This is a genomic window from Rhodococcus huquni (genome assembly GCF_055231055.1).
Genome location: NZ_JBUYWE010000003.1, coordinates 33,351 through 58,942, shown reverse-complemented (window position 1 = coordinate 58,942; position 25,592 = coordinate 33,351). Strand labels below are relative to the sequence as shown.

General features: G+C 65.0%; 26 protein-coding genes. 19 read left to right on the top strand and 7 right to left on the bottom strand.

Annotated elements, in window-relative coordinates:
- Positions 1–45: 45 nt before the first annotated feature.
- The gene (locus ACZI8R_RS06795) at positions 46–510 is read left to right on the top strand and encodes a DUF6069 family protein (protein ID WP_463378833.1); all 465 of its coding nucleotides are present in this window, start codon (positions 46–48) and stop codon (positions 508–510) included.
- Between the two features lie 175 nt (positions 511–685).
- The gene (locus ACZI8R_RS06790; RefSeq protein ID WP_463378832.1) at positions 686–3,973 is read left to right on the top strand and encodes an error-prone DNA polymerase; all 3,288 of its coding nucleotides are present in this window, start codon (positions 686–688) and stop codon (positions 3,971–3,973) included.
- A 2-nt stretch (positions 3,974–3,975) separates the two neighbouring features.
- Here ACZI8R_RS06790 and ACZI8R_RS06785 read toward each other — a convergent pair whose 3' ends face one another.
- Positions 3,976–4,587, bottom strand: a complete 612-nt coding sequence (locus ACZI8R_RS06785; RefSeq protein WP_463379273.1) for a maleylpyruvate isomerase family mycothiol-dependent enzyme — start codon at positions 4,585–4,587, stop codon at positions 3,976–3,978.
- An 89-nt stretch (positions 4,588–4,676) separates the two neighbouring features.
- Here ACZI8R_RS06785 and ACZI8R_RS06780 point away from each other — a divergent pair, with 89 nt between their 5' ends.
- Genes ACZI8R_RS06780 through ACZI8R_RS06765 form a run of 4 tightly spaced genes read left to right on the top strand, consistent with a single transcriptional unit; the run spans position 4,677 to position 7,819 of the window.
- On the top strand, positions 4,677–6,197 hold the full coding sequence (locus ACZI8R_RS06780) for an MFS transporter (protein WP_463378831.1): 1,521 nt from the start codon (positions 4,677–4,679) through the stop codon (positions 6,195–6,197).
- A gap of 31 nt (positions 6,198–6,228) precedes the next feature.
- The gene (locus tag ACZI8R_RS06775) at positions 6,229–7,131 is read left to right on the top strand and encodes a DUF4349 domain-containing protein (protein ID WP_463378830.1); all 903 of its coding nucleotides are present in this window, start codon (positions 6,229–6,231) and stop codon (positions 7,129–7,131) included.
- A complete protein-coding gene (locus ACZI8R_RS06770; protein WP_463378829.1) occupies positions 7,128–7,433 on the top strand; it encodes a rhodanese-like domain-containing protein in 306 nt (101 codons plus the stop codon). Before ACZI8R_RS06775 ends, ACZI8R_RS06770 begins: the two co-directional genes overlap by 4 nt.
- Before the next feature lie 2 nt (positions 7,434–7,435).
- Complete coding sequence (locus ACZI8R_RS06765; RefSeq protein WP_463378828.1) at positions 7,436–7,819, top strand: DUF302 domain-containing protein; 384 nt, start codon at positions 7,436–7,438, stop codon at positions 7,817–7,819.
- Here ACZI8R_RS06765 and ACZI8R_RS06760 read toward each other — a convergent pair.
- On the bottom strand, positions 7,782–8,783 hold the full coding sequence (locus tag ACZI8R_RS06760; RefSeq protein WP_463378827.1) for a TDT family transporter: 1,002 nt from the start codon (positions 8,781–8,783) through the stop codon (positions 7,782–7,784). The genes ACZI8R_RS06765 and ACZI8R_RS06760 overlap by 38 nt on opposite strands.
- 90 nt (positions 8,784–8,873) lie before the next feature.
- Here ACZI8R_RS06760 and ACZI8R_RS06755 point away from each other — a divergent pair, with 90 nt between their 5' ends.
- On the top strand, positions 8,874–9,770 hold the full coding sequence (locus tag ACZI8R_RS06755; RefSeq protein ID WP_463378826.1) for a LysR family transcriptional regulator: 897 nt from the start codon (positions 8,874–8,876) through the stop codon (positions 9,768–9,770).
- Here the strand turns inward: ACZI8R_RS06755 and ACZI8R_RS06750 are convergent.
- Complete coding sequence (locus ACZI8R_RS06750; RefSeq protein WP_463378825.1) at positions 9,767–10,231, bottom strand: tRNA (cytidine(34)-2'-O)-methyltransferase; 465 nt, start codon at positions 10,229–10,231, stop codon at positions 9,767–9,769. The two genes, ACZI8R_RS06755 and ACZI8R_RS06750, sit on opposite strands and share 4 nt — an antisense overlap.
- Positions 10,232–10,326: 95 nt before the next feature.
- Here ACZI8R_RS06750 and ACZI8R_RS06745 point away from each other — a divergent pair, with 95 nt between their 5' ends.
- From ACZI8R_RS06745 to ACZI8R_RS06730, 4 genes are read left to right on the top strand one after another with little or no spacing between them, the layout of a single operon-like run.
- Positions 10,327–11,910 (top strand): GMC family oxidoreductase, encoded by a 1,584-nt coding sequence (locus tag ACZI8R_RS06745; RefSeq protein ID WP_463378824.1) that lies wholly within the window; start codon positions 10,327–10,329, stop codon positions 11,908–11,910.
- Positions 11,911–12,516: a pentapeptide repeat-containing protein gene (locus ACZI8R_RS06740; RefSeq protein WP_463378823.1), complete on the top strand. Its 606-nt coding sequence runs from the start codon at positions 11,911–11,913 to the stop codon at positions 12,514–12,516.
- Between the two features lie 32 nt (positions 12,517–12,548).
- Positions 12,549–13,406 (top strand): bifunctional methylenetetrahydrofolate dehydrogenase/methenyltetrahydrofolate cyclohydrolase, encoded by an 858-nt coding sequence (locus ACZI8R_RS06735; protein WP_463378822.1) that lies wholly within the window; start codon positions 12,549–12,551, stop codon positions 13,404–13,406.
- Position 13,407: 1 nt separating this feature from the next.
- On the top strand, positions 13,408–13,692 hold the full coding sequence (locus ACZI8R_RS06730) for a DUF3017 domain-containing protein (RefSeq protein ID WP_463378821.1): 285 nt from the start codon (positions 13,408–13,410) through the stop codon (positions 13,690–13,692).
- A gap of 50 nt (positions 13,693–13,742) precedes the next feature.
- Here the strand turns inward: ACZI8R_RS06730 and metX are convergent, their stop codons facing one another.
- Entirely contained in the window at positions 13,743–14,837 is a 1,095-nt protein-coding gene (gene metX / locus ACZI8R_RS06725) for a homoserine O-acetyltransferase MetX (RefSeq protein WP_463379272.1), read from the bottom strand.
- 26 nt (positions 14,838–14,863) lie between these two features.
- On the bottom strand, positions 14,864–16,174 hold the full coding sequence (locus ACZI8R_RS06720) for a bifunctional o-acetylhomoserine/o-acetylserine sulfhydrylase (protein ID WP_463378820.1): 1,311 nt from the start codon (positions 16,172–16,174) through the stop codon (positions 14,864–14,866).
- A gap of 390 nt (positions 16,175–16,564) precedes the next feature.
- Between ACZI8R_RS06720 and ACZI8R_RS06715 the strand changes: the two genes are divergently transcribed.
- Together ACZI8R_RS06715 and ACZI8R_RS06710 are read left to right on the top strand one after the other, a co-directional pair.
- Positions 16,565–17,788 (top strand): NADP-dependent isocitrate dehydrogenase, encoded by a 1,224-nt coding sequence (locus ACZI8R_RS06715; protein ID WP_463378819.1) that lies wholly within the window; start codon positions 16,565–16,567, stop codon positions 17,786–17,788.
- A gap of 169 nt (positions 17,789–17,957) precedes the next feature.
- Positions 17,958–18,473 (top strand): hypothetical protein, encoded by a 516-nt coding sequence (locus ACZI8R_RS06710; RefSeq protein WP_463378818.1) that lies wholly within the window; start codon positions 17,958–17,960, stop codon positions 18,471–18,473.
- 1 nt (position 18,474) lies between these two features.
- Here the strand turns inward: ACZI8R_RS06710 and ACZI8R_RS06705 are convergent, their stop codons facing one another.
- A complete protein-coding gene (locus ACZI8R_RS06705; RefSeq protein WP_463378817.1) occupies positions 18,475–19,131 on the bottom strand; it encodes a DUF427 domain-containing protein in 657 nt (218 codons plus the stop codon).
- 126 nt (positions 19,132–19,257) lie between these two features.
- Here ACZI8R_RS06705 and ACZI8R_RS06700 point away from each other — a divergent pair, with 126 nt between their 5' ends.
- From ACZI8R_RS06700 to yhjD, 6 genes are read left to right on the top strand one after another with little or no spacing between them, the layout of a single operon-like run.
- A complete protein-coding gene (locus ACZI8R_RS06700) occupies positions 19,258–20,487 on the top strand; it encodes an MFS transporter (RefSeq protein WP_463378816.1) in 1,230 nt (409 codons plus the stop codon).
- A 40-nt stretch (positions 20,488–20,527) separates the two neighbouring features.
- On the top strand, positions 20,528–21,331 hold the full coding sequence (locus ACZI8R_RS06695) for an exodeoxyribonuclease III (RefSeq protein ID WP_463378815.1): 804 nt from the start codon (positions 20,528–20,530) through the stop codon (positions 21,329–21,331).
- Entirely contained in the window at positions 21,303–21,716 is a 414-nt protein-coding gene (locus ACZI8R_RS06690) for a guanyl-specific ribonuclease (protein WP_463378814.1), read from the top strand. Before ACZI8R_RS06695 ends, ACZI8R_RS06690 begins: the two co-directional genes overlap by 29 nt.
- Positions 21,713–22,177, top strand: a complete 465-nt coding sequence (locus ACZI8R_RS06685) for a barstar family protein (protein WP_463378813.1) — start codon at positions 21,713–21,715, stop codon at positions 22,175–22,177. Before ACZI8R_RS06690 ends, ACZI8R_RS06685 begins: the two co-directional genes overlap by 4 nt.
- A gap of 14 nt (positions 22,178–22,191) precedes the next feature.
- Positions 22,192–23,223, top strand: coding sequence for a tryptophan--tRNA ligase (gene trpS, locus ACZI8R_RS06680; protein WP_463379271.1), 1,032 nt, complete (start codon positions 22,192–22,194; stop codon positions 23,221–23,223).
- 6 nt (positions 23,224–23,229) lie between these two features.
- A complete protein-coding gene (gene yhjD, locus ACZI8R_RS06675) occupies positions 23,230–24,258 on the top strand; it encodes an inner membrane protein YhjD (RefSeq protein ID WP_463378812.1) in 1,029 nt (342 codons plus the stop codon).
- Positions 24,259–24,269: 11 nt separating this feature from the next.
- Here yhjD and ACZI8R_RS06670 read toward each other — a convergent pair whose 3' ends face one another.
- Positions 24,270–25,562 carry a D-alanyl-D-alanine carboxypeptidase family protein gene (locus ACZI8R_RS06670; RefSeq protein WP_463378811.1) on the bottom strand — a complete coding sequence of 431 codons (1,293 nt, stop codon included), beginning with the start codon at positions 25,560–25,562 and terminating at the stop codon, positions 24,270–24,272.
- Positions 25,563–25,592 lie beyond the last annotated feature (30 nt).

Below are 25,592 nucleotides of genomic sequence, written 5' to 3'. Positions count from 1 at the left end.
TGACACCGCGAGACACGCGGATGTACTCACACCGAGGAGAATCGAATGTCTTCCACAGAGAACGTCGTCACATCCGCTGGTTCCGTCACTCCCATCCGGTATGTGCGGAGCTTGGCGCGCTGGGAGGCTGTTGCGCTCGCGACCGTGGGCGCAGTGGTCGGCAGCGCCCTGATCTGGGCACTGTTCACTGCCTTCGGTGCATCGTTCGAGATTCTCGACGGCGAATCGGTGCACGAGGTCGGGGTGAGCGGGGTGGCGACCAGCGCCGGAATTCCGGTCCTGGTCGGTGTCGCCCTGGCCGCACTCGTCTCGTACATGTGGGTCGGCGTGATTCGTGTCGCGCAGGTGGTCGGCGCGGCGCTGCCCCTGGTCACGATCGCGGGTTCGTTGTCGGCGGATGCCGACGTGGCGACGCGAGTGGGCCTGGCCCTGATGCACGTGGTGGTTGCAGGTTTCGTCGTCGTCGGACTGGAGTTGATGCGTAGGCGTATCGCTGCGACGAAACCCTGAACAGCGCATGTTCGAGGTCGGCTGCGGAAGTGGCCGACCTCGATTTGTCGATTGACCTTCTGGGTCGGCGAGTGGCACACTCTAGATAATCGAACATCAGTTCGATGGTGCGTCTTCCCCGGTGGCATCTTCGTTCGTGACCAGACTCGAGTCCGGTGTGAAGAGGTGCAGGTAGATGGGGTGGGGGAATGGTCCTCCGACATGGTCGGAGATGGAGCGAGTGCTCTCCGGCAAACCGAGTCGGGTGCCCGCCGAGCAGTTGTTTCCCGGCGATGGCAGCGACAGTCCGGCGTGGTCGCGCAAGCGCGGTGAGTACCAGGCCGATGTTCGGCCACCCAGTGCTTCTTCAGTGCCCTACGCCGAACTGCATGCGCATTCTTCGTTCAGCTTCCTCGACGGGGCCTCGTCGCCGGAGGAGATGGTCGAGGAGGCGGTGCGGCTAGGACTCGAAGCCATCGCACTCACGGACCACGACGGGTTCTACGGAGTGGTGCGATTCGCCGAGGCCGCGCAGGCGCTCGGCATGCCGACAGTGTTCGGATCCGAACTGTCGCTCGACTCGGCCCCGCGGGCCGGCTCTCCGGACCCGGGCGGATCGCACCTTCTGGTGTTGGCGCGTGGGCAGGAGGGGTACCGACGGCTCTCGCGTGCCATCGCCACCGCACACATGGTGGGCGGGGAGAAGGGGAAACTTCACTACGACATCGACGAGCTTGCGGACGCGGCCGGTGGGTACTGGCAGATCCTGACCGGTTGCCGCAAAGGCCACGTGCGCCGCGCGCTTCTGGAAGGCGGCATCGATGCCGCGGAGCATGAACTGCGCCGGCTGGTCGACCTGTTCGGGGCGGATCGGGTCACCGTCGAACTGACGCATCACGGTGTCGCCGAGGACGACGAACGCAATGCCTTGCTCGCGAAACTTGCAGAGATACACAGTCTTCCGATCATCGCTACCACGGCTGCACACTTCGCGAACCCGGAACGCAGGCGGCTGGCAATGGCCATGGCGGCCGTTCGTGCCCGGAGCAGTCTCGACGACTCGGCCGGCTGGTTGGCGCCCACCGGTGGCGGGCACCTCCGTTCCGGTGACGAGATGTCGAGGTTGTTCGCGCAGTACCCGGAGGCCGTTGCGGCCGCAGCCGAGTTGGGCCGCGAATGCGCATTCGATCTGAAACTGATCGCGCCGCAACTTCCTCCGTTCGATGTTCCGGCAGGTCATACGGAAGCGAGCTGGCTGAGGCAGCTCACGATGGAAGGTGCTGCGCGAAGATACGGCTCTCCCGAGCAGCGGCCGGACGCCTATCGGCAGATCGAACACGAACTGCGCATCATCACCGAACTGAACTTTCCCGGTTACTTTCTGGTGGTCCACGACATCGTCTCGTTCTGCAAGAACAACGACATCCTGTGTCAGGGACGAGGGTCTGCCGCCAACTCGGCGGTGTGCTTCGCGATCGGCATCACCAACGTGGACCCGGTGACCAACAAGCTGCTGTTCGAAAGATTCCTGTCGCCGGAGCGGGACGGGCCACCGGACATCGATGTGGACATCGAATCGGATCGCCGTGAAGAGGCCATCCAGCACGTATATACGAAGTACGGCCGCAGATACGCGGCGCAGGTGGCGAACGTCATCACCTACCGAGGAAAGTCGTCCGTCCGCGACATGGCTCGAGCCCTGGGCTTCTCGCAGGGGCAGCAGGATGCGTGGAGCAAACAGGTGAGCAGATGGTCCGGCGTCGGCAAGGAGACCGGCACCGATATCCCGGCTCCGGTGCTGGAACTCGCCTCGCAGATCGAAGGATTCCCTCGGCATCTCGGCATCCACTCCGGCGGCATGGTCATCTGCGACCGTCCGATCGCGGACGTGTGCCCGGTGGAGTGGGCTCGCATGGAGAACCGCAGTGTTCTGCAGTGGGACAAGGACGACTGTGCGGCGGTAGGTCTGGTGAAGTTCGATCTTCTCGGCCTGGGAATGCTCTCTGCCCTGCACTACATGCTGGATCTGGTGTCCGAGCACAAGGGCCTCGACGTGAATCTGTGGGAGTTGGATCTGACCGAGGATGCCGTGTACGAGATGTTGCAGCGCGCCGACTCCGTAGGGGTGTTCCAGGTGGAGTCGCGGGCGCAGATGGCCACACTGCCCAGGCTCAAACCCCGCAACTTCTACGACCTGGTGGTCGAGGTCGCACTCATCCGTCCCGGGCCCATCCAGGGTGGGTCGGTTCACCCGTACATTCGGCGCCGCAACAAGACCGAGCCCGTGGTGTACGACCACCCCAGCCTGGAGAACGCTCTGGAACGCACTCTGGGTATACCGCTCTTCCAGGAACAGTTGATGCAGATGGCGGTGGACGTCGCCGGGTTCACGCCCGCCGAGGCGGATCAGTTGCGCAGGGCAATGGGATCGAAGCGTTCGCCGGAGAAGATGGAACGGCTCCGTGGCAGGTTGTATCAGGGGATGCGTGAGCTGCACGGCATCGAAGGGGCCGTGGCGGACCGGATCTACGAGAAGCTCTATGCCTTCGCCAATTTCGGCTTCCCCGAGAGTCATTCGCAAAGTTTTGCGTCACTCGTGTTCTATTCGTCGTGGTTCAAACTGCACCATCCAGCGGCGTTCTGCGCGGGCCTGTTGCGGGCGCAGCCGATGGGGTTCTATTCGCCCCAATCACTCGTTGCCGATGCTCGCAGGCACGGAGTGCAGGTTCACGGCGCCGACGTCAACGCCAGCCTCGCGCACGCGACTCTCGAAGCCGAAGGGATGGAGGTCAGGTTGGGGTTGGGGGAGGTCCGGCACATCGGTCAGACGCTCGCGGAGAAGATCGTTGCCGCCCGGGATGCGGGTGGGCCGTTCACGTCGTTCCTCGATCTCACCGGCCGGGTGGAACTGACCACAGCGCAAGCGGAATCGTTGGCCACATCAGGTGCGCTCGCCGGTTTCGGGCTCACCCGGCGTGAAGCGTTGTGGGCTGCGGGCGCTGCGGCGGGGGAGCGTCCGGATCGGCTACCGGGAATGGGCGCTTCGACGAGAGCGCCGACATTGCCGGGCATGAGCGACGTGGAGTTGGCGGCGGCGGACGTGTGGGCGACCGGGGTCTCGCCGGATACCTATCCGACCCAGTTTCTGCGTCCACAACTCGAGGCGCTGGGCGTGGTCCCGGCTTCGCAGTTGCTGCAGGTCCCGGATGGGGATCGAGTGCTGGTCGGCGGAGCCGTGACGCACCGGCAGCGTCCTGCAACCGCAGCGGGGGTCACGTTCATCAACCTCGAGGACGAGACGGGAATGGTGAACGTGGTGTGTTCGGTGGGACTGTGGGCTCGCTACCGAAAGCTTGCCCATACCGCTCCTGCGCTGCTCATCCGCGGGAAGGTGCAGAACGCAGAAGGTGCGGTGACGGTGGTCGCCGACCGGATGCAACTCATGGATCTACGAATGGCCAGTAGATCGAGAGACTTTCGTTGAGGTCACCCGAGTCGCTGGACCAGGGTTTCCTTGCCCGGACCGGACAGTTGCTGCGCCACTCCTGCTCTGCCCGCGAGGGTCATGAGTACGGCCTCGGCGGGACCGGAGGCTTCAGGGCCACGCCCACGTGCCCAGTCGACATCGGTGGCCACCATACGAACACCCCGGGTGTGCCAGAACCCACGCAGCGGCGGCGCCGTGACCGCGAAGTCCAACGCAATGCGCATCCGATCGACTGGAATTTCGCGAGGCATACCCAAAGGACGGCGTATGTCCTGTTGGTGGATTATCGCGTCCACCAGACCGACGCGGCCGCCCATCGCGGCCGTCGAACCTTGCGGGTCGAGGTGAGCGCGCAGGAACACGACGAGTTGGTCGTTCGTCATGTTCCGGTAGTCCGCGAGGGCGGCATCGTTGATTCGGCCCGGCCGGAAGCCTGCCTTGCGAAAGCGGCGAAACAGATCCGCCCGGCCGTGCTCCTCGTAGCTGATCACGTGCGCAACGAGGTCGTGAACGCTCCACTCCTGGCACAGGCTCTGCTCACGCCATTGGTTCGGGGTGAGTGAGTCGAGAAAGTCGGCCAGGTCGATTCGTTCGGCGCGTGCCAACGCCATCACCGTCGAGCTCATAGTTCAGTCATACCCCGTCGGTGTGACCGATATGCCGGAAAAGTTCTATCTACAGAGATCACGTTATGTGCATCATGCACATTGTGTGTACCGTGCACATAGAACGTCGGGGGTGTTGCCCCAATATCGAGAAGGAGATCCGCGTGGACAGTTCTGTCCGAACCGAGACTGTCCGGCCCGAGGTCCGGCCCGGTGCGCTGGTGGGGGTGCTCGCCTTCACCGGCATCGTCGCTGCACTGATGCAGACCCTGGTCGTGCCGCTCATCGGTGACCTACCCAAGATTCTCGACACGTCCTCGTCGAACGCATCCTGGGTGATCACGGCGACCCTTCTCGCCGGCGCAGTCGCCACACCGGTCACCGGCCGTCTCGGTGACATGTACGGCAAGCGTCGAATGTTGCTGATCTGCACGGTTCCGCTCGTCATCGGCTCGATCACCTGCGCAATGGCATCTTCACTGCTACCGATGGTCGCCGGCCGTGCCCTGCAGGGTCTCGGTGTCGGTCTCATTCCATTGGGCATCAGCGTCATGCGTGACCTGCTCCCGCCCGACCGTATGCACTCCTCCGTCGCGATGATGAGCGCATCGATGGGAATCGGTGGCGCACTCGGGCTTCCCGTTGCCGCCGCGGTCGCGGAGAACACGAACTGGCGCATTCTGTTCTGGGGCGTCGCCGTGCTCAGCGCGGTGATCTTCGTTCTGCTGTGGTTCGTGATCCCGGAGGTTCCGCCCCACGGTGAAGTCGGGCGATTCGATGTCGTCGGCGCCATCGGTCTCGGCATTGCACTGGTGAGCTTGTTGGTCGCGGTCTCCAAGGGTGGCGACTGGGGCTGGGGGAGCACCACCACGCTCGGCCTGTTCGCCCTCGCTGTCGTCGTTCTGCTCGTCTGGGCGAAGTGGGAACTGAGTCTGTCCGAACCGCTCGTCGATCTTCGGGTGACCGCGCGCCGTCCCGTCCTCCTGACCAACCTGGCCTCGGTTGTCGTCGGATTCGGCATGTACGCGCAGTCGTTGATCATCCCGCAGTTGATGCAGTTGCCCTCGGAGACCGGATACGGACTCGGCCAGTCGATGCTGGCCATGGGCCTGTGGATGGCGCCCGGCGGACTGATGATGATGCTGGTCTCGCCGATCGGCGGCAAGCTTTCCTCCGCACGTGGACCGCGGGTCACCCTGTTGGTCGGCTGCCTCGTGATCGCGCTCGGTTACGGCTCGTCGATATTCCTCCTCGGCTCGACGTGGGGACTGCTCGTCGTCACCTGCATCTGCAGCACCGGTGTCGGGTTCGCATACGGCGCTATGCCCGCGTTGATCATGGGTTCGGTGCCACAGTCGGAGACCGCCTCCGCCAACAGCGTCAACGCGCTCATGCGTTCCGTCGGTACCTCGGTGTCGGCTGCGGTCGTGGGTGTGGTGCTCGCGCAGATGAGTGTCGACGTGGGTGGCCACTCGCTGCCGACCGAGGCGGGCTTCCGTACCGGCCTCCTGATCGGCTGCGGCGTGGCACTGGTCGCCGCCGCGATCGTCACCGCAATTCCGTCCGAAAAGAAGCGCCGGGCGGCCGCCGAAGAGCGCCTCATGGTCGAGGTCTGAACTCGCGCAGCCGTACGTATATGGTGCTGCAATGGCGAGATACGTACGGCGCGCAAGAGTTCTGACCGCCGCGGCCCTGGTGGGCCTCGTCCTCACCGGCTGCGCAGGCAACGACGGTGGGCTGTCGGACGATCAGTCCGCACCGGCCGCCCCTGGGGTGTCCGCGGAGTCCGGTGGCGGCTTCCAACGCCAGGGTCTTTCGGCTCCGGGGGCTTCGGACCAGGCATCCCCGCAGCGTCAGGAAATCGTCACCGGCCGCGTGAGCATCACAGCCGATGACCCGGTCGACATCGGGCAGCAGATCGTCACCAAGATCGAATCCGAAGGTGGCCGAGTCGACGACATCACCGAACAGCCGCGGACCGACGATCAGGAGCCCAGCAGCTCGCTGAGCGTGCGAGTGCCCGCCGCCGAGCTCACGAGGACACTCGACGAACTGCACGAGTTCGGGGATGTCACCGAAGTCAGTGTCACGAAGAACGACGTGACGATGCAGGTGCAGGATGTCGACGCACGTATCCGTGCACTCAGGACCACCGTCGAACGACTGCGTGCTCTGATTTCCGACGCATCGAGCACGGCGGACCTCATCGAGGCCGAGACAGCATTGTCCGACCGTCAGGGTGAACTCGACAGCCTCACCGCGCAGAAGCGCTATCTGAGCGATCAGGTGGACCTCGCCACAGTCGACATCGATGTCACGACGGGCACCGCTGGCAGCGGGGGTTCCAAGAGCTTCTGGGACGGCATCGTGTCGGGTTGGAATGCACTGTTGTCGTTCCTCGCCGGGATCGTCGTGGCAATCGGCGCAATCCTTCCGTGGCTGCTGTTCGTCGCCGTCATCGCGCTGCTCGTCTACGGCGCGTACCGTCTGCGACGCGGGGCAAAGGAACGTAAGCACGAGGCAAGAACAGATGGGCAGAACCGACGATGATCGAAGTTGACGTGAACGCACTGGACGAAGCGATGGCTGCGGGCGCGCCCGTGGTCGACGTGCGTGAGGCCGACGAGTTCGCACAGGTTCGCGTGCCCGGCGCGACGCTGTTGCCGCTGAGTGAGTTCGTGGCCCGGATGGACGAGCTGCCGGACGTCGAGACCCTGTATCTGATCTGCGCGGTGGGCGGCCGTAGTTTGCAGGCCGCCCAGTTCTTGAATGCACGAGGAATCAATGCCGTCTCGGTGGCCGGCGGAACCGATGCCTGGCTGCACTCCGGGAGGGCTGTCGAAAGAGGTTAGTCATGAATCTCGGAATCACCACACGCTTGGATGTACCTTTCGGCGACGCCGTCGAAAAGACGCGCGCCGCTTTGCAGGACAACGGGTTCGGAGTCCTCACCGAGATCGACATGCAAGCGACGCTGAAGGCGAAGATCGGTGAGGACATGGAGCCGTACCTGATCCTCGGGGCGTGCAATCCGCACCTTGCCCACCGGGCCGTGGGCGTCGACCGTCAGATCGGGTTGCTGTTGCCGTGCAACGTGGTGGTCCGGGCGGACGGTGGCGGTGTGATCGTCGAGGCCATGAATCCCGAGGTCATGTCTGCTGTCACGGAGGATCCGGGCTTGGATCCCGTGGTGGCGGACGCTACGAGGCTCTTGCAGGCTGCAATAGATTCGTTGTAGCGAGCAGGTGGCGAACGCTGCCACGCGCAACCGCCGCCCAGATCACGATCAGCGAGCACAGCATGATCAGCGCAACCATGCGCAGTGCAGTCCATCCCGTTGCAATCCCGAGGCTGTTCGCGCCCAATGCGCAGGCGCCGAGCGGGAAGGTGAAGCTCCACCAACCGGGGTTGAAGCGCAGTCCCTTGCCGAAGGCGCCCGCGGTGACCGCCACGACTGCGCCGAGTGCCACCACTCCCAGTGCCCCGATCACGCATCCGTACACGACGCCGAAGTCGTGCAGCCAGACGTTTTCGCTGGCGTCGCCCAGAAGGTTCGTGGCGGCGATGGATTGACCGATCACACCCAGGGGAATCCAGAATGTCGGAGTGGCCGGTACTTCCGGGAGTCCGGTGCGCAGTACGTGCCGAGCCACCATCAGCATGACCGGAACGGCGCCTGCGAGTGCGAGAGCGAACATTCCGTAACTCGCGACGAGAATCGCCACGTGCGGGGCGCCGGCCGGGACGTGCTGGGCGATGCCGGCGCCGCCGGTCGCGGAGACCATCGGCGGTACGAGAGGCATCAGCCACACGGGCGTCGGTGCTGTCGGATATTCACCACGCAGCCTCGTGACCATCACGACGTAGGTGACGAGTCCGAGTGCGGTGCCGATACTCCACAGGACGACCGTGGTGGCTGGCGGTGCGTGATGGTGCATCGCCGACGCGACCGTCACGAAGGCCATCGAGACGGCTCCGTAGAAGGGAAACATCTGTGGACTCCGCGCATCTGCGGAGGCCGCACCCGGATCCCGGATCCACTTCGCTGCGAGGGCCGTCGTCAGCGCCGACAGCAGAATCGATGCCAGTATCGCGAACGTCGTCGCAACGACAGGTGCGGCCGTGACGTGCTGAGGCATGGCTGCCGCGAGGACCGACACGATGCCGGTGCCCATCACTGCCGCGAACCAATTCGGAGTCATGAAAGTCAGTCTCGCAACTGCTGCGACACGCCGGTAGACGGCTCGCGATTGGCTCGCCACAAACTCGGCTTGTGGCGATAGCCTGTGGTTGTGCCAATTTCTCCACGCGTCCCCGAACTCGGCGCGCTCGACGTACTGCTGTCGGTCGAGCGGTTGGGGAGCATGGGTGCTGCCGGGCGTGAACACGGCCTCAGTCAACAGGCGGTGAGCGCTCGGGTTCGTTCTTCCGAACGTCTGCTCGGGATCAAGGTGTTCGATCGGGGTTCCGGCGGCGTGCGTCCGACCAGGGAAGGGGCCCTGATTCTCGAATGGGCCAGCCTGATCCTGGAGACGGCGGACGAACTCGCCTCGGGTGTCGCCGCGCTACGGGGGGAGCGAGAAGCCGGCCTGACCGTCGCCGCCAGCATGACGATCGCCGAATACCTCGTTCCGGGCTGGACCGTGGCGATGCGCAGGAAGTACCCGGACGTCTCGACGTCGGTGAAGTTGTTGAACTCCACCGAGGTGTCCGCGACGGTGCTGTCGGGCGGCGCGGACCTCGGTTTCGTGGAGGGTCCCGACATTCCTGCCCGCCTGCAGACTCGAGAAGTGGCGCGTGACCACCTCGTCGTGATCGTGCCGCCCGATCACGAGTGGGCGACGCGGGCCCCCATCACCATCGGCGAGTTCACCCAGACCCCTCTGATTCAGCGGGAATCGGGTTCCGGAACGCGGACCACTCTCGAAAACGCACTGCCGCAATGTGTGGACCCGCTGCTCGAACTGACATCGTGCACAGCGGTCAAGGCGGCCGTCGTCGCGGGTAATGCGCCTGCGGTCGTGTCCTCGCTGGCCGTCGCAGCCGATCTGACGGACGGGCGGCTCGCCTCCGTCCGCGTCGACGGCCTGGACCTGCCCCGCACCCTCACTGCCGTGTGGGACCCGGACCGCGGGTTGCGCGGCGCTGCGCGGGACTTTCTGGACATCGCGCTTTCGGCAAGCCGCTAAACGGATCCGTCGAAGGAGAACTGGCGCCACGCCTCGTACGCAGCCACCGCCGCCGCGTTGGACAGATTCAACGACCTGCGCCCGGGCAGCATCGGAATGCGCAACTGTTCGGTGATGTGCGGGTCTGCCAGAGTTTCTTCCGAAAGTCCGGTGGGCTCTGGGCCGAACAACAGCACGTCGTCGCGTCGATAGGTGATATCGGCGTAGGAGGTGGTCGCGTGAGCGGTGAACGCGAACACGCGGGTGGGTGCTATCGCTGCCCAGGCAGCGTCGAGATCCGCGTGCACGAACACGGAGGCAAGGTCGTGGTAGTCGAGCCCGGCCCGCTTGAGTTTGGGTTCGCTCAGCTCGAAGCCCAGCGGTTGAACCAGGTGCAATTCGCATCCGGTCCCCGCCACCATCCGAATGGCATTACCCGTGTTGGGCGGGATCTGAGGCTCGTGGAACACAATCTTGAACACGTGCACGAGCATACGTCTCGCGCGTATTCACCACGGATGTCGGTGGCGCTTGTACTTTGACAGGAATACACGACTCGAAACGTGGGGCTGTCCGTATGAATGCACTTCCGTCCGTAGCCGACTACATCGTCGTGGGCGCCGGTTCCGCTGGATCCGTCCTCGCGAACAGGCTCAGTGCCCGGTCGTCGAACCAGGTCGTGGTCTTGGAGGCAGGTCTCCGGGACAACGACAAGTTCGTCCACATTCCAGCCGGATTCGCGCAGTTGTTTCGAAGCGAACGCGATTGGAACTACTCGACGACGCCGCAGCCGCAGCTCGGCAACCGTGAGATCTACTGGCCGCGCGGCAAGATGCTCGGCGGGTCGTCCTCGATGAACGCGATGATGTGGGTGCGCGGCTTCGCCGCCGACTACGACGAGTGGGCGAGCCTGACGAACGACGATTGGTCCTACCGGAACGTCGCGGACATCTTCCGACGTATCGAGACCCCGGACGAGTCCGATGGTGAGTCCGACGGCCCGCAGCACGTGTCCCGCCAGCGCAGCCCCCGGCGGCTGACCTCCGACTTTCTCTCTGCCGTCGAAGAGGCCGGATTCGTACGTGAACGGGCCAACCTGCCCGCGCCGGAAGGCTTCACCGAGACCCGAGTGACTCAGAAGGGTGGCTCGCGCTGGAGTGCCGCGGACGCCTACCTCGCACCGGCCCGCAAGCGAACGAACTTGAACGTGATCACCGAGGCGCACGCCACGCGTGTGATCTTCGAGGGAAACCGTGCAGTCGGAGTGGAGTATCGCAAGGACGGCCGGCTCCACACGGTCACGGCGAAGCAGGAGGTCGTGTTGTGTGGCGGCGCGATCAATTCACCTCAACTGCTGATGCTCTCGGGTATCGGCAGCGCGGATCAGCTGGCCCGGCACGGAATTACGGTCGTGCACGATGCGCCGGAGGTCGGCCGTAACCTCGCCGATCACCTCGTGTGTCCGCTGGGCTACAGCGTGGAGTCGGGTTCACTGTTCACCGCGCAGAAGCCGGCTCAGCTCCTGAACTACCTGGTCCGACACAAGGGCATGCTGACGTCGAACGTCGGCGAGGCGTACGGCTTCGTGCGCAGCAACCCCGAACTGGACCTGCCGGATCTGGAGTTGATTTTCGCTCCGGCGCCCTTCTACAACGAGGGCTTGGGTGATCCGGTCGGGGAGGGAGTCGCGATGGGGCCGATCCTGCTCCGTCCACAGAGCCGAGGCACGATCGCACTGTCGTCTGCGGATCCCACGGCCAAGCCGACGATCGATCCGCGCTATCTTTCCGACGACAACGGCGCTGATCGCGCGGCCATGTTGGAGGGTTTGCGGATCACCCATCGGATTGCCACCGCACCGTCGTTGAAGGCGAAGTTGGGCGCTTTCCTGCAGCCGCCCGCGTCGAATCGGTCGCTGGAGGAGACCTTCGAAGCCGCGCTGTCCGACTACTCGCACACGCTGTACCACCCGACCGGTACCTGCCGGATGGGGAACGACGCAGCGAGCGTCGTCACTCCGGAACTGAAGGTTCGCGGTGTCGAGGGGTTGCGCGTCGCCGACGCATCGGTGATGCCGACTCTCGTTCGTGGGCACACTCACGCACCGAGTCTCGTGGTGGGCGAGAGGGCGGCCGACCTCATCGTCACGCATCATGGGTAGATGAGTTCTGACGACGAGATCATCGGCGAAGACTACGGAGACGCTCGTCTGCCCGGGCAGAAGTGGACTGGGCGGCACTTCACCAACTGCACTTTTCGCGATGCGGATCTGTCGGGCTTGCACACCCAGAACGTGGTGTTCACCGATTGCGACTTCACGGGCGCCGACCTCGGCGAGTCGCGGCACGTCGCTACTGCTTTTCGATCCTGCAAATTCACTCGGACGACGCTGTGGCACAGTGAATTCCGAAACTGCAGCTTCCTCGGCTCGACGTTCGAGAACTCGAGGCTGCGCCCCATGTACATCGACGAGTGCGACTTCACCCTCACCTCGCTCGGCGGCGCGGACCTGCGTGGTCTCGACTTCACGGACTGTCGCTTTCGGGAGGCCAACCTGGTTCGCACCGATCTGCGCGAGTGCTCGCTGCGGTCCGTCGACCTGTTCGGTGCCCGCATGGGAGGCGCCAAACTGGACGGCGCGGACCTGCGCGGCGCGCACGTCGACGCCGGTGTGTGGACGGCCGCTTCATTGAACAATACGAAGATCGAGCTCACCCAGGCCGTCGCCTACGCCACCGCCCATAGACTCACGGTGGAGGGCAGCTGACGAAGCGGGGCGCGACCTGAAACAATGGCGCGGTGACTGCAACGATCCTCGATGGCAAAGCGACCCGCGACGAGATCTTCGAAGACCTGAAGGTGCGGGTGAGTGCGCTGAAGGCCAAGGGCATCACCCCTGGCCTGGGCACCGTGCTGGTCGGCGACGACCCCGGGTCGGCCGTGTACGTGCGCGGTAAGCACAACGACTGCGCGAAGGTCGGCATCACGTCTCTTCGCCGGGATCTTCCGGCGGACACCACGCAGGAAACCCTCGACGCCACGATCGACGAGCTCAATGCGAACCCCGAATGCACCGGATACATCGTGCAGCTGCCGGTGCCGAAGCAGCTCGACGAGAACGCCGCACTCGAGCGCATCGACCCGGACAAGGACGCAGACGGCCTGCACCCTGTGAACCTGGGCCGTCTGGTCCTCGGCAAGGAAGCGCCGCTGCCATGCACGCCGCGCGGCATCCTGCACCTGTTGCGCCGCTACGAGGTGCCCATCGCGGGTGCGCATGTCGTCGTGATCGGACGCGGTATCACCGTCGGCAGGCCGATCGGGTTGCTGTTCACCCGTCGCAGCGAGAACGCCACGGTCACGCTGTGCCACACCGGAACCCGTGACCTCGCTGCAGAAGTGAGCCGCGCCGACATCGTGATCGCTGCCGCCGGTGTCCCCGGCCTGGTGACCGCAGACATGGTCAAGCCCGGTGCGGCAGTCCTCGACGTGGGTGTCAGCCGCACCAATGACGGACTCCGCGGGGATATCGCGCCCGGTGTCGACGAGGTGGCAGGGTTCCTGTCACCGAATCCGGGTGGCGTCGGACCACTCACGCGGGCCTTCCTGCTCGCCAACGTCGTCGAGCGGGCCGAACGTATGGCTGCATCGATCTGACATGGCCGATTGGGCGCGCTTCGCGAAGAAGAACCTTCCGATGGTGGCTGTCGCCGTCGTCATTCTGATCGCCATCGTCTTCGTATTGGCGGACAGGTGGCGACGTGGCGCGTTCGTGTTCGGCGTCGCAACCTTGCTGGCCGCGGTCCTGAGACTGGTGCTCAGCGACGATCGCGCGGGGCTTCTCGTCGTGCGTAGCAAGCCGTTCGACGTCGGCGCGCTGTTGGCCGTCGGAGCCACGATCGTGATTCTGGCGGTGTCGATCGATCCGCTCGGAACCGACTGACCCTGTGAGCGGTCAGCGAGTCTCTGGACTCGCTGACCGCTCACCGGCGCCTAGCGGCCGGCTCGGGCCAGGTCCATCGTCTCGACGAGCAACTTCGACACCGCGTCCGCTTCGGTGAGGAAGCCGTCGTGGCCGTCCCTCGACTCGAGGATGCGCAGGCCGTCGCACGTGGGGATGCCCTCGGCCAGTTCTTCCTGGAGCCGAAGGGGGTACAGACGGTCCGAGTCGACGCCACCCACGACGACGGGCGCCGTGATGGTGGCGAGAGCCGCGGCGATGCCACCCCGTCCGCGTCCCACATCGTGCCGGTTCATGGCTTCGCTGAGCAGGATGTACGTGGCCGGATCGAACCGGGCCACCAGCTTGTCCGCCTGATGCTCGAGGTAGCTCTGCACCGCGTAGCGCCCGCCGTTCCACGGGTCCTCGTCGGCCTGCGGCGAGATGCCGAAGCGCGAGTCGAGCTCGATCTCGGTGCGGTATGTCAGGTGTGCGATGCGCCGCGCGATTCCCAGTCCGTGACGCGGGATACGGCCCGTGCCGTGGTAGTCGCCACCCTGCCAGTCCGGATCGCCCTTGATGGCCGCGATCTGCGTGGTCTGGGTGCCGATCTGATCCGCGGTGGCGCGGGCGCCGACAGCGAGAACCAGAGCGGAGGCTATCCGGTCGGGGTAGCTGATGGCCCACTCCAGGGTGCGCATTCCGCCCATCGATCCGCCGATCACCGAGGCCAGCTTCTCGATGCCCAGGATGTCGGCGAGCTTGCGTTCGGCCTCGATCTGATCGCGGATGGAGATCTCGGGGAATCGGCTTCCCCACGGCTTGCCGTCTTCCGCGATCGAAGAAGGGCCGGTGCTTCCCTGGCATCCGCCGATGACATTGGTGGCCACGATGCACCACTCGTCGGTATCGAGAGGTGAGCCCGGTCCGACCATGCCGTTCCACCAGCCCGGTGACGGATGCTCTTCGTCGATCTCGCCGGATACGTGCGAATCGCCCGTGAGTGCGTGCTCGATCAGCACGACGTTGTCACGGTTGGGCGAGAGCTCGCCCCACTTCTGCACCGCGAGGGTGACCGACGGCAGCCGCGCGCCGCTCTCGAGTTCGAGCGGGCCGATGTCGACATAGCTCAGTCGGCCGTCCGGCAGCAGGAGTGAAGTCACTGGGCTCGTGGTCAAGATGCTGCTGCCTTCAGTCCGGCCTGCACGTCGGCGAGGATGTCGTCGATGCCTTCGATTCCCACGGCGAGGCGGACGAGTCCGGGGGTGACGCCTGCACCGAGCTGTTCTTCGGGAGAGAGCTGGGAATGTGTAGTGGACGCGGGGTGGATCACGAGCGAGCGGACGTCGCCGATGTTGGCGACGTGGCTGTGCAGTGTGAGTGCGTTCACGAACTTCTTGCCGGCTTCGAGTCCGCCGGCAACTTCGAACGTGACGATGGCGCCGGTGCCGCGCGGGGCGACCTCGCGTCCGCGTTCGTACCAGGGGGAGGAGGGGAGTCCCGCGTATCCGACGGACGTCACATCGCTGCGGCCTTCGAGGAACTCGGCGACCTTCTGAGCGTTCTCCACGTGGCGCTGCATGCGCAGGCTCAAGGTTTCGATGCCCTGTGCGATGAGGAACGCGTTGAACGGGGAGACGGCGGGGCCGAGGTCGCGCAGCAGTTGAACGCGGGCCTTGAGGGCGTAGGCCGGCGCGCCGAGGTCGGCGTAGACGACGCCGTGGTAGCTGGGGTCGGCCGTGGTGAAGCCCGGGTGGCGGCCCTGGGTCCAGTCGAAGGTGCCGCTGTCGACGATCACACCGGCGATGGACGTGCCGTGGCCACCGAGGTACTTGGTGGCGGAGTGGACGACGATGTCCGCCCCGTGTTCGAACGGCCGGATCAGGTAGGGCGTGGCAACCGTGTTGTCCACGAGCAAAGGCAGGCCGGAATCGTGCGCGACGCCGGAGATTCCCTTGATGTCGAGGACGTCGTTCTTGGGGTTGGAGATGGTTTCCGCGAAGAACGCCTTGGTGTTGTCGCGGACGGCGCTGCGCCACTGCTCGAGGTCGTCGGGGTCGTCGACGAACGAGACCTCGATACCGAGCTTGGGGAGCGTGTAGTGGAAGAGGTTGTAGGTGCCGCCGTACAGGTACGGGCTCGAGACGATGTGATCGCCGGCTTCGGCGAGGTTGAGGATCGCGAGGGTTTCTGCGGCCTGGCCGGAGGCGACGAGCAGTGCGGCGACTCCACCTTCGAGGGCGGCGATGCGTTGTTCGACCGCGTCCTGGGTGGGGTTCATGATGCGGGTGTAGATGTTGCCGGGCTCGGCGAGGCCGAACAGCGCCGCGGCGTGGTCGGTACTGTCGAAGGTGTAGCTGGTGGTCTGGTAGATCGGCAGGGCACGGGCCTTGGTGGTGGCGTCCGAGGTCTGTCCGGCGTGGATCTGCTTGGTCTCGAACGACCAGTTCGCCGTGGGGTCCTCGGTGTTGTTGCTCTCGGTCATGGTTGCCTCCGTGTAGGTATGGCGTGATGGGGCCGGCAGTCGGTGAGTACCAGTGCCTGCGACCGGTTCGCTCTCACCTACGACAACAACAACGCATGTGCAACCTCCGTGTAGTACCTCACGCCGATCTTAGCGGCTGGGGTCGATCTTCCCGAAGTGGCACCGATCAGGGGTCCTATCAGGCAATAGTTACCCGTCGGTAATCAGAAGTTCGTCGGCCCGCCGGTTGCGCCGGACGGTTGTAGCAGTACGCTTGTCTTGTTTGGGTTCGATCTCCCGAGAGCGGCTCAGAACGTCTAGGTTTGATAAGCGAACCGTTCGCGGACCACTCACAAAGTGAGCCCGCAACCGTGTAACCAGGGAAACTTCCTAGGAGGACGCGAAGCACCCATGTCCAAAATCAAGGTTGAGGGCACCGTCGTCGAACTCGACGGCGATGAGATGACGCGCATTATCTGGCAGTTCATCAAAGACAAGCTGATCCATCCGTACCTCGACGTCGATCTCGAGTACTACGACCTCGGCGTCGAGTACCGCGATCAGACCGATGACCAGGTCACCGTCGACGCCGCGAACGCGATCAAGAAGCACGGTGTGGGCGTCAAGTGCGCAACCATCACCCCGGACGAGGCGCGTGTCGAGGAGTTCGGTCTCAAGAAGATGTGGCGGTCCCCGAACGGGACGATCCGCAACATTCTCGGTGGCACGATCTTCCGCGCACCGATCATCATCTCCAACGTTCCGCGACTGGTTCCCGGCTGGACGAAGCCGATCATCATCGGCCGTCACGCATTCGGCGACCAGTACCGCGCCACCGACTTCAAGGTGCCCGGCCCCGGCAAGGTGATGATCACCTACACCCCCGAGGACGGCAGCGAGCCGATCGAGCACGAACTGGTGAACTTCCCCGACGGCGGCGGCGTCGTGCAGGGGCAGTACAACTTCACCAAGTCCATCGAGGACTTCGCTCGGGCTTCGCTCAACTACGGCCTGCAGCAGAACTACCCGGTGTACCTGTCCACCAAGAACACGATCCTCAAGGCCTACGACGGCGCGTTCAAGGACATCTTCCAGCACGTCTACGAGACCGAGTTCAAGTCGGAATTCGACGCTGCCGGGCTCACCTACGAGCACCGTCTCATCGACGACATGGTCGCGTCGGCTCTCAAGTGGGAGGGCGGTTACGTCTGGGCGTGCAAGAACTACGACGGTGACGTCCAGTCGGACACGGTCGCGCAGGGCTTCGGATCGTTGGGCCTCATGACGTCCGTGCTGATGACCCCCGACGGACAGACCTGTGAGGCGGAGGCCGCACACGGCACCGTCACGCGTCACTACCGTCAGCACCAGCAGGGCAAGCCCACGTCCACCAACCCCATCGCCTCGATCTTCGCGTGGACGCGTGGGCTCGAGCACCGCGGCAAGTTGGACAACACCCCCGACGTCATCGGCTTCGCACAGGAGCTCGAGGACGTCGTCATCAAGACGGTCGAGGGTGGTCAGATGACCAAGGACCTCGCGATGCTGGTCGGCGGCGACCAGGGGTACCTCACCACCGAGGAGTTCCTCGGCGCACTGGACATCAACCTCCAGAAGGCGATCGCCTCGAAGTAGAAGTCACACCGACATACGGGACGTCCCCAATGATGGGGCGTCCCGTTCGTCGTTTCCGAGCTCCCCGCGGCTCGAGAGCTGGGTCGTTTCCTCGCGTAACGGACCTCCGGGTTTGCTCGATGACATGTTCGTGGGCGATGCCGCCCGGTGATCTTGGAGAGGACTCCCGATGAGATGCTCGAAGCGTGTGGCGGCTTCCGTTCTGGTGGCGACGGCGACGGTCGGTTTCGGTGTGGTCGTGAACACCGGTACGGCGTCCGCGTACGACTTCCGTTCGACGACCGTGACGTGTGGGAGCGAGAACCCGTTTCCTTGGATGCCGGGTTTCACGTACGTGCTCGATGTGTTCACCGGGCACGGCTCCGAGGGTGGCGGGCCGAACCACCCGATTCTGTTCGTGAACGGGATGTCCGACAATCGAGCGATCGAGGTCTCCCCGTTCCAGCCCCCGTTCTCGGTGGACTATGCGGTGTCCACCACTGTGGACTGGCACAACACCACGACCGGCCAGAGTGGTTCGTCGACCTTCGACCAGAACAATCCGCTCCCGAGAGCGGGCTTGTCGACGAACCCGGGCGCCGGTCACGTCGAGTTCACGTCGCGTCAGACCACCGGGGCCGCGTTCACATTCGTGAATCCGAAGGTGAGCGTCTGTGCGGGGGCCATCGACGTCGCGCCGGTCTAGCTCAGCTTTCGTCGATCGTCACGTCGAGCCTCTCGTCGTGGAATGCCACGAGGCTCCGAATGCGGACTGCCTCGGGTAGCGGATGTTCGTAGCTCCACGCGATGTTCTCGAGCACGTGCCCGTCGATGACCGCATTCCAGTAGGTGGCCTCGCCCTTGTACGGGCACACCGTCCTCGCGTCGCTCGGCCGTAGTTCCGCGGCGACGTCGCCGCGGGGGAGGTAGTAGCGGGCGTTCGGGATTCCCGTCTCGAAGACCATCTCGCTCCGATGCGAATCCGCGACCACCGCGCTCTCGTATCGAAGCGTCACCCGCCGGGCGCTGTGCACCACGTCCACGCGGTGATATGGGTCGCGAGGGTGTCCCATCACCTCCTCGTCCTCTTCGCGCCACGTGAAGGCGGCAGGGTCGAGGAGGACGAAATCCGAGAGATCCGGATCCGTGAGTCGTGTCGAGGAGTCTCGAACCCTGTCCATGTCGACATCCCGAACCGGAAGTCCGTAGGTCGGCACCGGGCTGCCCGGTTGCCAGACCAGGATCGCCGACCTCGAATCCGCCACCGTGACGCCGTGTGCGTCGGCGCGCACCCGCTTGTCCGTCGGCTGGTAGCGAAGCCGATCCGCGATCTGGGACAGATGGTCTTGCATCTTCGATGCCATGCTCTCGATTCTGCTCGGTGAGTGATGTCACTGCCGGCAAAAGGGCGAAGCGGGAATGCCGCGACGACAATCGACTGTTCGTACCTTTCGTTGCCCGTTTGCGTCGCTATCGAGAGATTGTTCGTTTTGACCACTTCTGCGCCCGTCCGTCCTTCCACCACCGATTCGGATCATGCCGCCACGCGGCGTGTTGCGATGGTGGCGCTGGCGCTCGGTGGATTCGGAATCGGAACCACCGAGTTCGTAGCGATGGGCCTGCTCCCGGAAATGGCGACGGGCCTGGATATTTCCGAACCGACCGCCGGACACGTGATCTCGGCGTATGCCCTCGGCGTGGTCGTCGGCGCGCCTCTGATCGCGGCGTTGAGCGCTCGGGTGCCCCGCAAACATCTGTTGCTCGGACTGATGGTCGCCTTCACGGTCGGTAACGCGGCTTCCGTCTTCGCGCCCAACTACGAGACGCTGATGATGGCGCGCTTCGTCGCGGGTCTACCGCACGGCGCCTATTTCGGGGTCGCCTCGCTGGTCGCGGCGCACCTCGCTGCCCCCGGCCAGCGTGCGAAGGCCGTTGCGCTCGTCATGATGGGCCTGTCAGTGGCCAATGTCGTGGGTGTTCCGGCAGCGTCGTCACTCGGTCAGCACCTCGGTTGGCGCACGGCATTCGCGCTCGTCGCCCTGATCGGGGCAGTGACCGTGGCGGCCATCTGGCGGTGGGTGCCCGAACTCGGCGCCATGAAGGTCACGAATCCGCTCACCGAACTGGGTGCACTGCGGCGCGGCCAGGTGTGGATGACACTGATCATCGGCATGGTCGGGTTCGGTGGCATGTTCGCGGTCTACACCTACATCAGCACCACACTGACGGACGTGTCCGGACTTTCTCGGTCACTGGTCCCGCTCGCCCTGATGATCTACGGGCTGGGCATGGTGGCCGGCAACTTCCTCGGCGGTTGGCTCGCAGACCGGGCGCTCATGCCGGGCCTGTTCGCATCGATGACCGCGCTCGGAGTGATGCTGGCGGTCTTCGTCGTCGCTTCCCACAATCCGATCACCGCACTGGTTCTCGTCTTCGGTATCGGTGCCGCCGGATCGTCCATGGTGCCCGGCTTGCAGACGCGCCTGATGGATGTGGCGGCCGACGCGCAGACCCTCGCGGCTTCGCTCAATCACGCAGCACTGAACATCGCGAACGCCTTCGGTGCGTGGATCGGCGGCGTGGTGATCGCGGCGGGCCACGGCTACACCGCACCCGCTGCGGTCGGCGGTGTGCTCGCAGTCGCCGGACTCGTGGTGCTGACGCTCGCAGTGCTGATGGAACGGCGTACGGCAGGCCGGGTGCTCGCACACGCGTCGTGAGTTGCCGCCCATGTCTGCGCCGTCGGTTACGGTGCTCTGCGTGTCTCACATCATCACCACCGTCAACGTCAACGGCGTGCGCGCGGCCGTGCGCAAGGGCATGACCGAATGGCTCGAACGCTCCTCGGCCGACATCGTCTGCCTGCAGGAGACTCGTGCCACCGACAAGCAGTTGCGCGAGGCGCTCGCGTCGGCACTCGAAGAGGACTGGCACCTGGTGTCCGCGGAGCCCAGCGCCAAGGGGCGCAACGGGGTGGCGATTCTCTCGCGCAAGCCCGCCGATGCCGTCCGGATCGGTCACGGTGACGACGAGTTCGCCGAGACCGGCCGGTACATCGAGGCCGACTTCGGTGACCTGACCGTCGGCAGCTTGTACCTCCCGTCCGGTGAGGCGCAGTCGCCGAAGCAGGAGGAGAAGGAACGTTTCATGGACTCCTTCTCGCGCCACCTGTCCGGACTCGCAGCCGCCGCCGACTCGGGGCGGGACGTCGTGGTGTGTGGTGACTGGAACATCGCGCACACCGAGAACGACCTGAAGGCGTGGAAGACCAACAAGAAGTCCTCGGGCTTCCTCCCGCACGAGCGGGAGTGGTTCGGCAATCTGCTCGAAGGCGAGCCCGCATGGGTCGACGTGGTTCGTGAGCTCCACCCGGATGTCACGGGCCCGTACTCCTGGTGGTCGTACCGCGGCAAGGCATTCGACAACGATTCCGGATGGCGGATCGACTACCACCTGGCCACGGCCGGGCTGGCCGAGCGAGCCAAGCAAGCTGTCGTCGAGCGCGCCGAGTCCTACGACCTGAGGTGGTCCGACCATGCTCCGGTCACTGTTCAGTACCGCTAAGCGCCGGTCGCTCGCGGTTTTCGCCGCGCTGGCGCTGACCATCGCGGTCGCGCTGGCGTGCACGCCGAGTGGATCGACGGACTCGACCACCACCGCGATCGACGGCGTTCCGCCCCGAGTCACAGCCACGTTGGCAGAGATCGACGCAGGCGCGTGGCCGGAGTCCGCGGATGCACCGGGCACCAAGGGCGGCGCCACCTTCCGGAACAACGAAGGGCACCTACCCGACGCGACCCCGGACGGGACGAGAATTCGGTACCAGGAGTGGGACGTGAACCCCAGGAAGCCCGACCGCGGCCGGGATGCCGAGCGCATAGTCACCGGCGACGACCGGTCGGCCTGGTTCACTCTCGACCATTACGAGACCTTCGCGAGGATCCGATGAGCGACGATCAGACGACCACGGTCGCCGACTTCCTGTCTGGTGACACCGTGTTCGGCTACATTTCCGGCCCACCGAGCAGCGCCGATCGGGTCGTCGCAGTGGCTCGCGAGACGAGAATGGTGAGCCGTATCGTTCGCGGCACGCGGATGCGCACTCTTGGAACCCTGTTCGACGAGTTCGCGGCCAGTTTCCAGTTCCCGGACTACTTCGGGCACAACAGAGACGCATTCGACGAGTGCATGCGGGATCTGGACGAATTCACGGGTGGGGGCGCGGGGTACGTGGTGGTGGTCCGGGACGCGGACCAGCTGTTGCTCGACGAGCCGACCGCGCGGGCGTGGTTCGACGATGCGATGGCGTTCTATGCGCAGGAGTGGGAACCGACCGTCTTCAAGGTCGTGTTGCAAGGGACCGGAGACGCGCCGCAGGGCGTTGCCTTCGTGAACCTTCGACCGGCATGAAAAGATCGGTACTCATGTCGTCCCCTGATTCGAGACCCACCGCCAAGCCGCGGGTACTTTCCGGCATCCAGCCCACCGCCGATTCGTTCCACCTCGGCAATCTCCTCGGTGCGCTGCAGCAGTGGATTCCCTTGCAGGACGACTTCGACGCCTTCTACTTCATTCCAGACCTGCACGCGATCACCGTCGCGCAGGACCCGAAAGAACTGCGTCAGCGGACCAAGCGGGGCGTGGCGCAGTTGCTGGCGCTCGGAATCGATCCCGACCGCGCCACCCTCTTCGTGCAGAGCCAGGTACCCGAGCACGCGCAGCTGGCCTGGGTGCTCAACTGCATCACCGGTTTCGGTGAAGCGAGCCGGATGACCCAGTTCAAGGACAAGTCGAGCAAGCAGGGTAGTGACGCCACGAGCGTCGGCCTGTTCACCTACCCGGTGCTGATGGCAGCAGACATCCTGCTCTACCGGCCCCAGCGGGTACCGGTGGGCGAGGACCAGCGCCAGCACCTCGAGCTCGCCCGCGATCTCGCCGGACGTTTCAACAGCCGATTCGGCAAGGCGTTCGTGGTTCCGGAGGCCCAGATCATCAAGGGCACCTCGAAGATCTACGACCTCCAGGATCCGACTGCCAAGATGAGCAAGTCGGGTCCGAGCCCGGCCGGTCTGGTCAACCTGCTGGACGACCCCAAGGTATCGGCCAAGAAGATCAAGTCCGCCGTCACCGACAACGAGCGAGAGATCCGCTACGACCCCGAGAACAAGGCGGGCGTCAGCAACCTGCTCACCATTCAGGCCGGTCTGTCCGACAAGACGGTCGACGAACTCGTCGCCGGTTACGAAGGCAAGGGCTACGGCGACCTCAAGTCCGACACCGCCGAGGTGCTCGCCGATTTCGTGACACCGCTGCAGGCGCGGGTGAACGACTACCTCGCCGACGAAGCGGAACTCGACCGGATCCTCGCCGCGGGCGCGCTTCGGGCCCGCGAAGTCTCGGCCGCCACACTCGCCACCGTGTACGACAAGGTTGGATTCCTGAGGTCGAAAGGATGACGTTCAATGGCTGAAGGCCCGAGTTTTCTCGAGCGTCAGCGGGCCGCCCGCCCGTGGCTGGATCACTTGGTTCGCGCAGCCAAGCGCTACCAGGAACAAAAGGGTGACTACTACTCGGCCGGGATCACGTACTTCAGCGTGCTCGCTCTCGTGCCGATCATCATGGTGGCGTTCGCCATCGCCGGCTTCGTGCTGGCCGGCCACCCGGAGTGGCTGACCCAGATCCAGGACAGCGTCACGGAGGCGGCCCCCGGCAGCCTCGGTGACACCCTGAACCAGACGATCGATTCGGCAATCGCTTCGCGTGCAGGAGTCGGCATCCTCGGACTGCTGGGCGCCGCGTATGCCGGACTCGGATGGATGGCCAACCTGCGTGACGCCCTCACCGCCATGTGGGAGAGCAAGCGCGAGTCGGACGGCTTCGTCAAGACCAAGATCAGTGACGGCATCAACCTTCTCGGTCTCGGATTGGCGATCGTGGTCTCCATCGGCGCCTCGGCTCTCAGCAGCGGTCCCATCACCAAGTGGGTCGTGGATCTGTTGCATCTCGACGCGATTCCGGGCATCGGTATCGGGCTCCGCATCCTGTCCACGCTGCTCGCCCTGGCAGCAACCTGGGCCATCTTCACGTGGATCATCTCCCGGCTTCCGCGTGAGCCGGTGGCGTTCCGAAGTGCCATCAAGGCCGGTCTGTTGGGCGCGGTGGTGTTCGAGATCTTCAAGCAGGTCGCGGCGATCTACTTGGCGTCGGTGACCAGCGGACCCGCAGGCGCGGCCTTCGGACCGATCATCGGTCTGCTGGTCTTCGTGTTCATGACGTGCCGGATGATTCTGTTCGCCACGGCATGGGCGGCCACGACCGAGGAGAGCATGGCGTTGGCCTTCGTGCCGCCGCCTGATCCGGCGATCATCTCGCCGCGCATGCACGTGTCCGAACGCCCTTCGGCCCGCAGCAGTGCGGCCCTGATCGGCGTAGGCGTTGTCGCGACCCTCGGGCTTTCCGGTCTGTTCGGGCGCAAGAAGCCCCGCAACTGACGTCAGCGACGTCAGCGACGTCCTCGGTTGAGCCTTCGGGCCCAGCCGAGCAGTCCTACGACGACACCGGTTCCGACCACTCCGACTCCCGCTCGCAGCGCGAGTGAGTTGTCGGGGTCGTCGGAACCGGAGGCGGTGACCGTTCCCGTACCGTCGGCGCCGTTCGGGGGAGCGGCAGCCAAAGCTGCGGTCTCGTCGCCCGACCCTTCGTCCGCGGGCCGGTCCTCGAGTGAACCCACCGAATCGTCTGCGTCGAGGGCGAAGCCGTAGTCGAGTATGCGTGCTGCCTGCTCCCATGGCCGCAACGGCTTCGCTTCGCCGCCCATGAGTGTGACCATCAAGCGTCGACCGTCGCGGTCCGCTCCACCCACGTAGGTGTGTCGTGCATCGTCCGTGAAGCCGGTCTTGCCGCCGAACGAGCCTTCGTAGTTGTAGAGGAGTTGGTTGTCGTTCGCGAGTGCGAACGCCGGCTTGTCCTCGTCACCGGGGATCGCGGGATTCTTCGGGAAACCCGGAAACTCGATGATCTCCGTCGAGATCAGCCGCGCGAAGGTGGGGTTCTTCATCGCGGCGTGCAGGATCACAGCGAGGTCGTACGGCGAACTGCTCATACCGGGGCCGTCGAGCCCGGACGGGGTGGCGGTGCGGGTGTCGTGGGCACCCAGCTCCTCGGCGAGGGCATTCATCTTCTCGACCGTTTCCTCGTCGCCGCCGAGTTGCCGGGCAAGGACGTGCGCGGCGTCGTTACCGGACGCCATGACGAGCCCCTGCATCACCTGCATGTTGGTGTACTGCCCACCCGAACCGATTCCCACGGCACTGCCTTCTGCGGCGGCATCCTCGGGAAGCGCGGTGATCGTTTCGTTCAGGTCGAGCTCGTCCAGCGCTACGAGGGCGAGCAACATCTTGATCGTGCTGGCAGGGCGGTAGCGGCCGTGGGGGTCCTTCGCCGCGAGTACCTCACCCGAATCCACGTCGGCGAGCACCCAGCCGGGCGCCGCAATGTCTGCAGGAAGGGGCGGTGCATCCTCGGGAAGGACCACACCACACTCGCCCATGCGGTCACCGCCTACGGTCTGTTCCGGGACCGACACGGGGCGCGGAGCGGTGTCACCGGGCTGGGGGACCTCGGAACTGTCGATCGCGGGGGGAGGAGTCGACCGATTGGGGCACGAGTCCGTGTTCGGAGTGCTGAACGGTGGCGGCGTCGTGGGCGGCGGCGGTTCGGCAGCGGCCGACCCGAGAGACAGACCGGCCAATACCGCCCCGGACGCCAACGCTGCACCTGCTCTTTGCCACCTCATCGAAGAGGCAGAGTATTCGATGACCTCCTC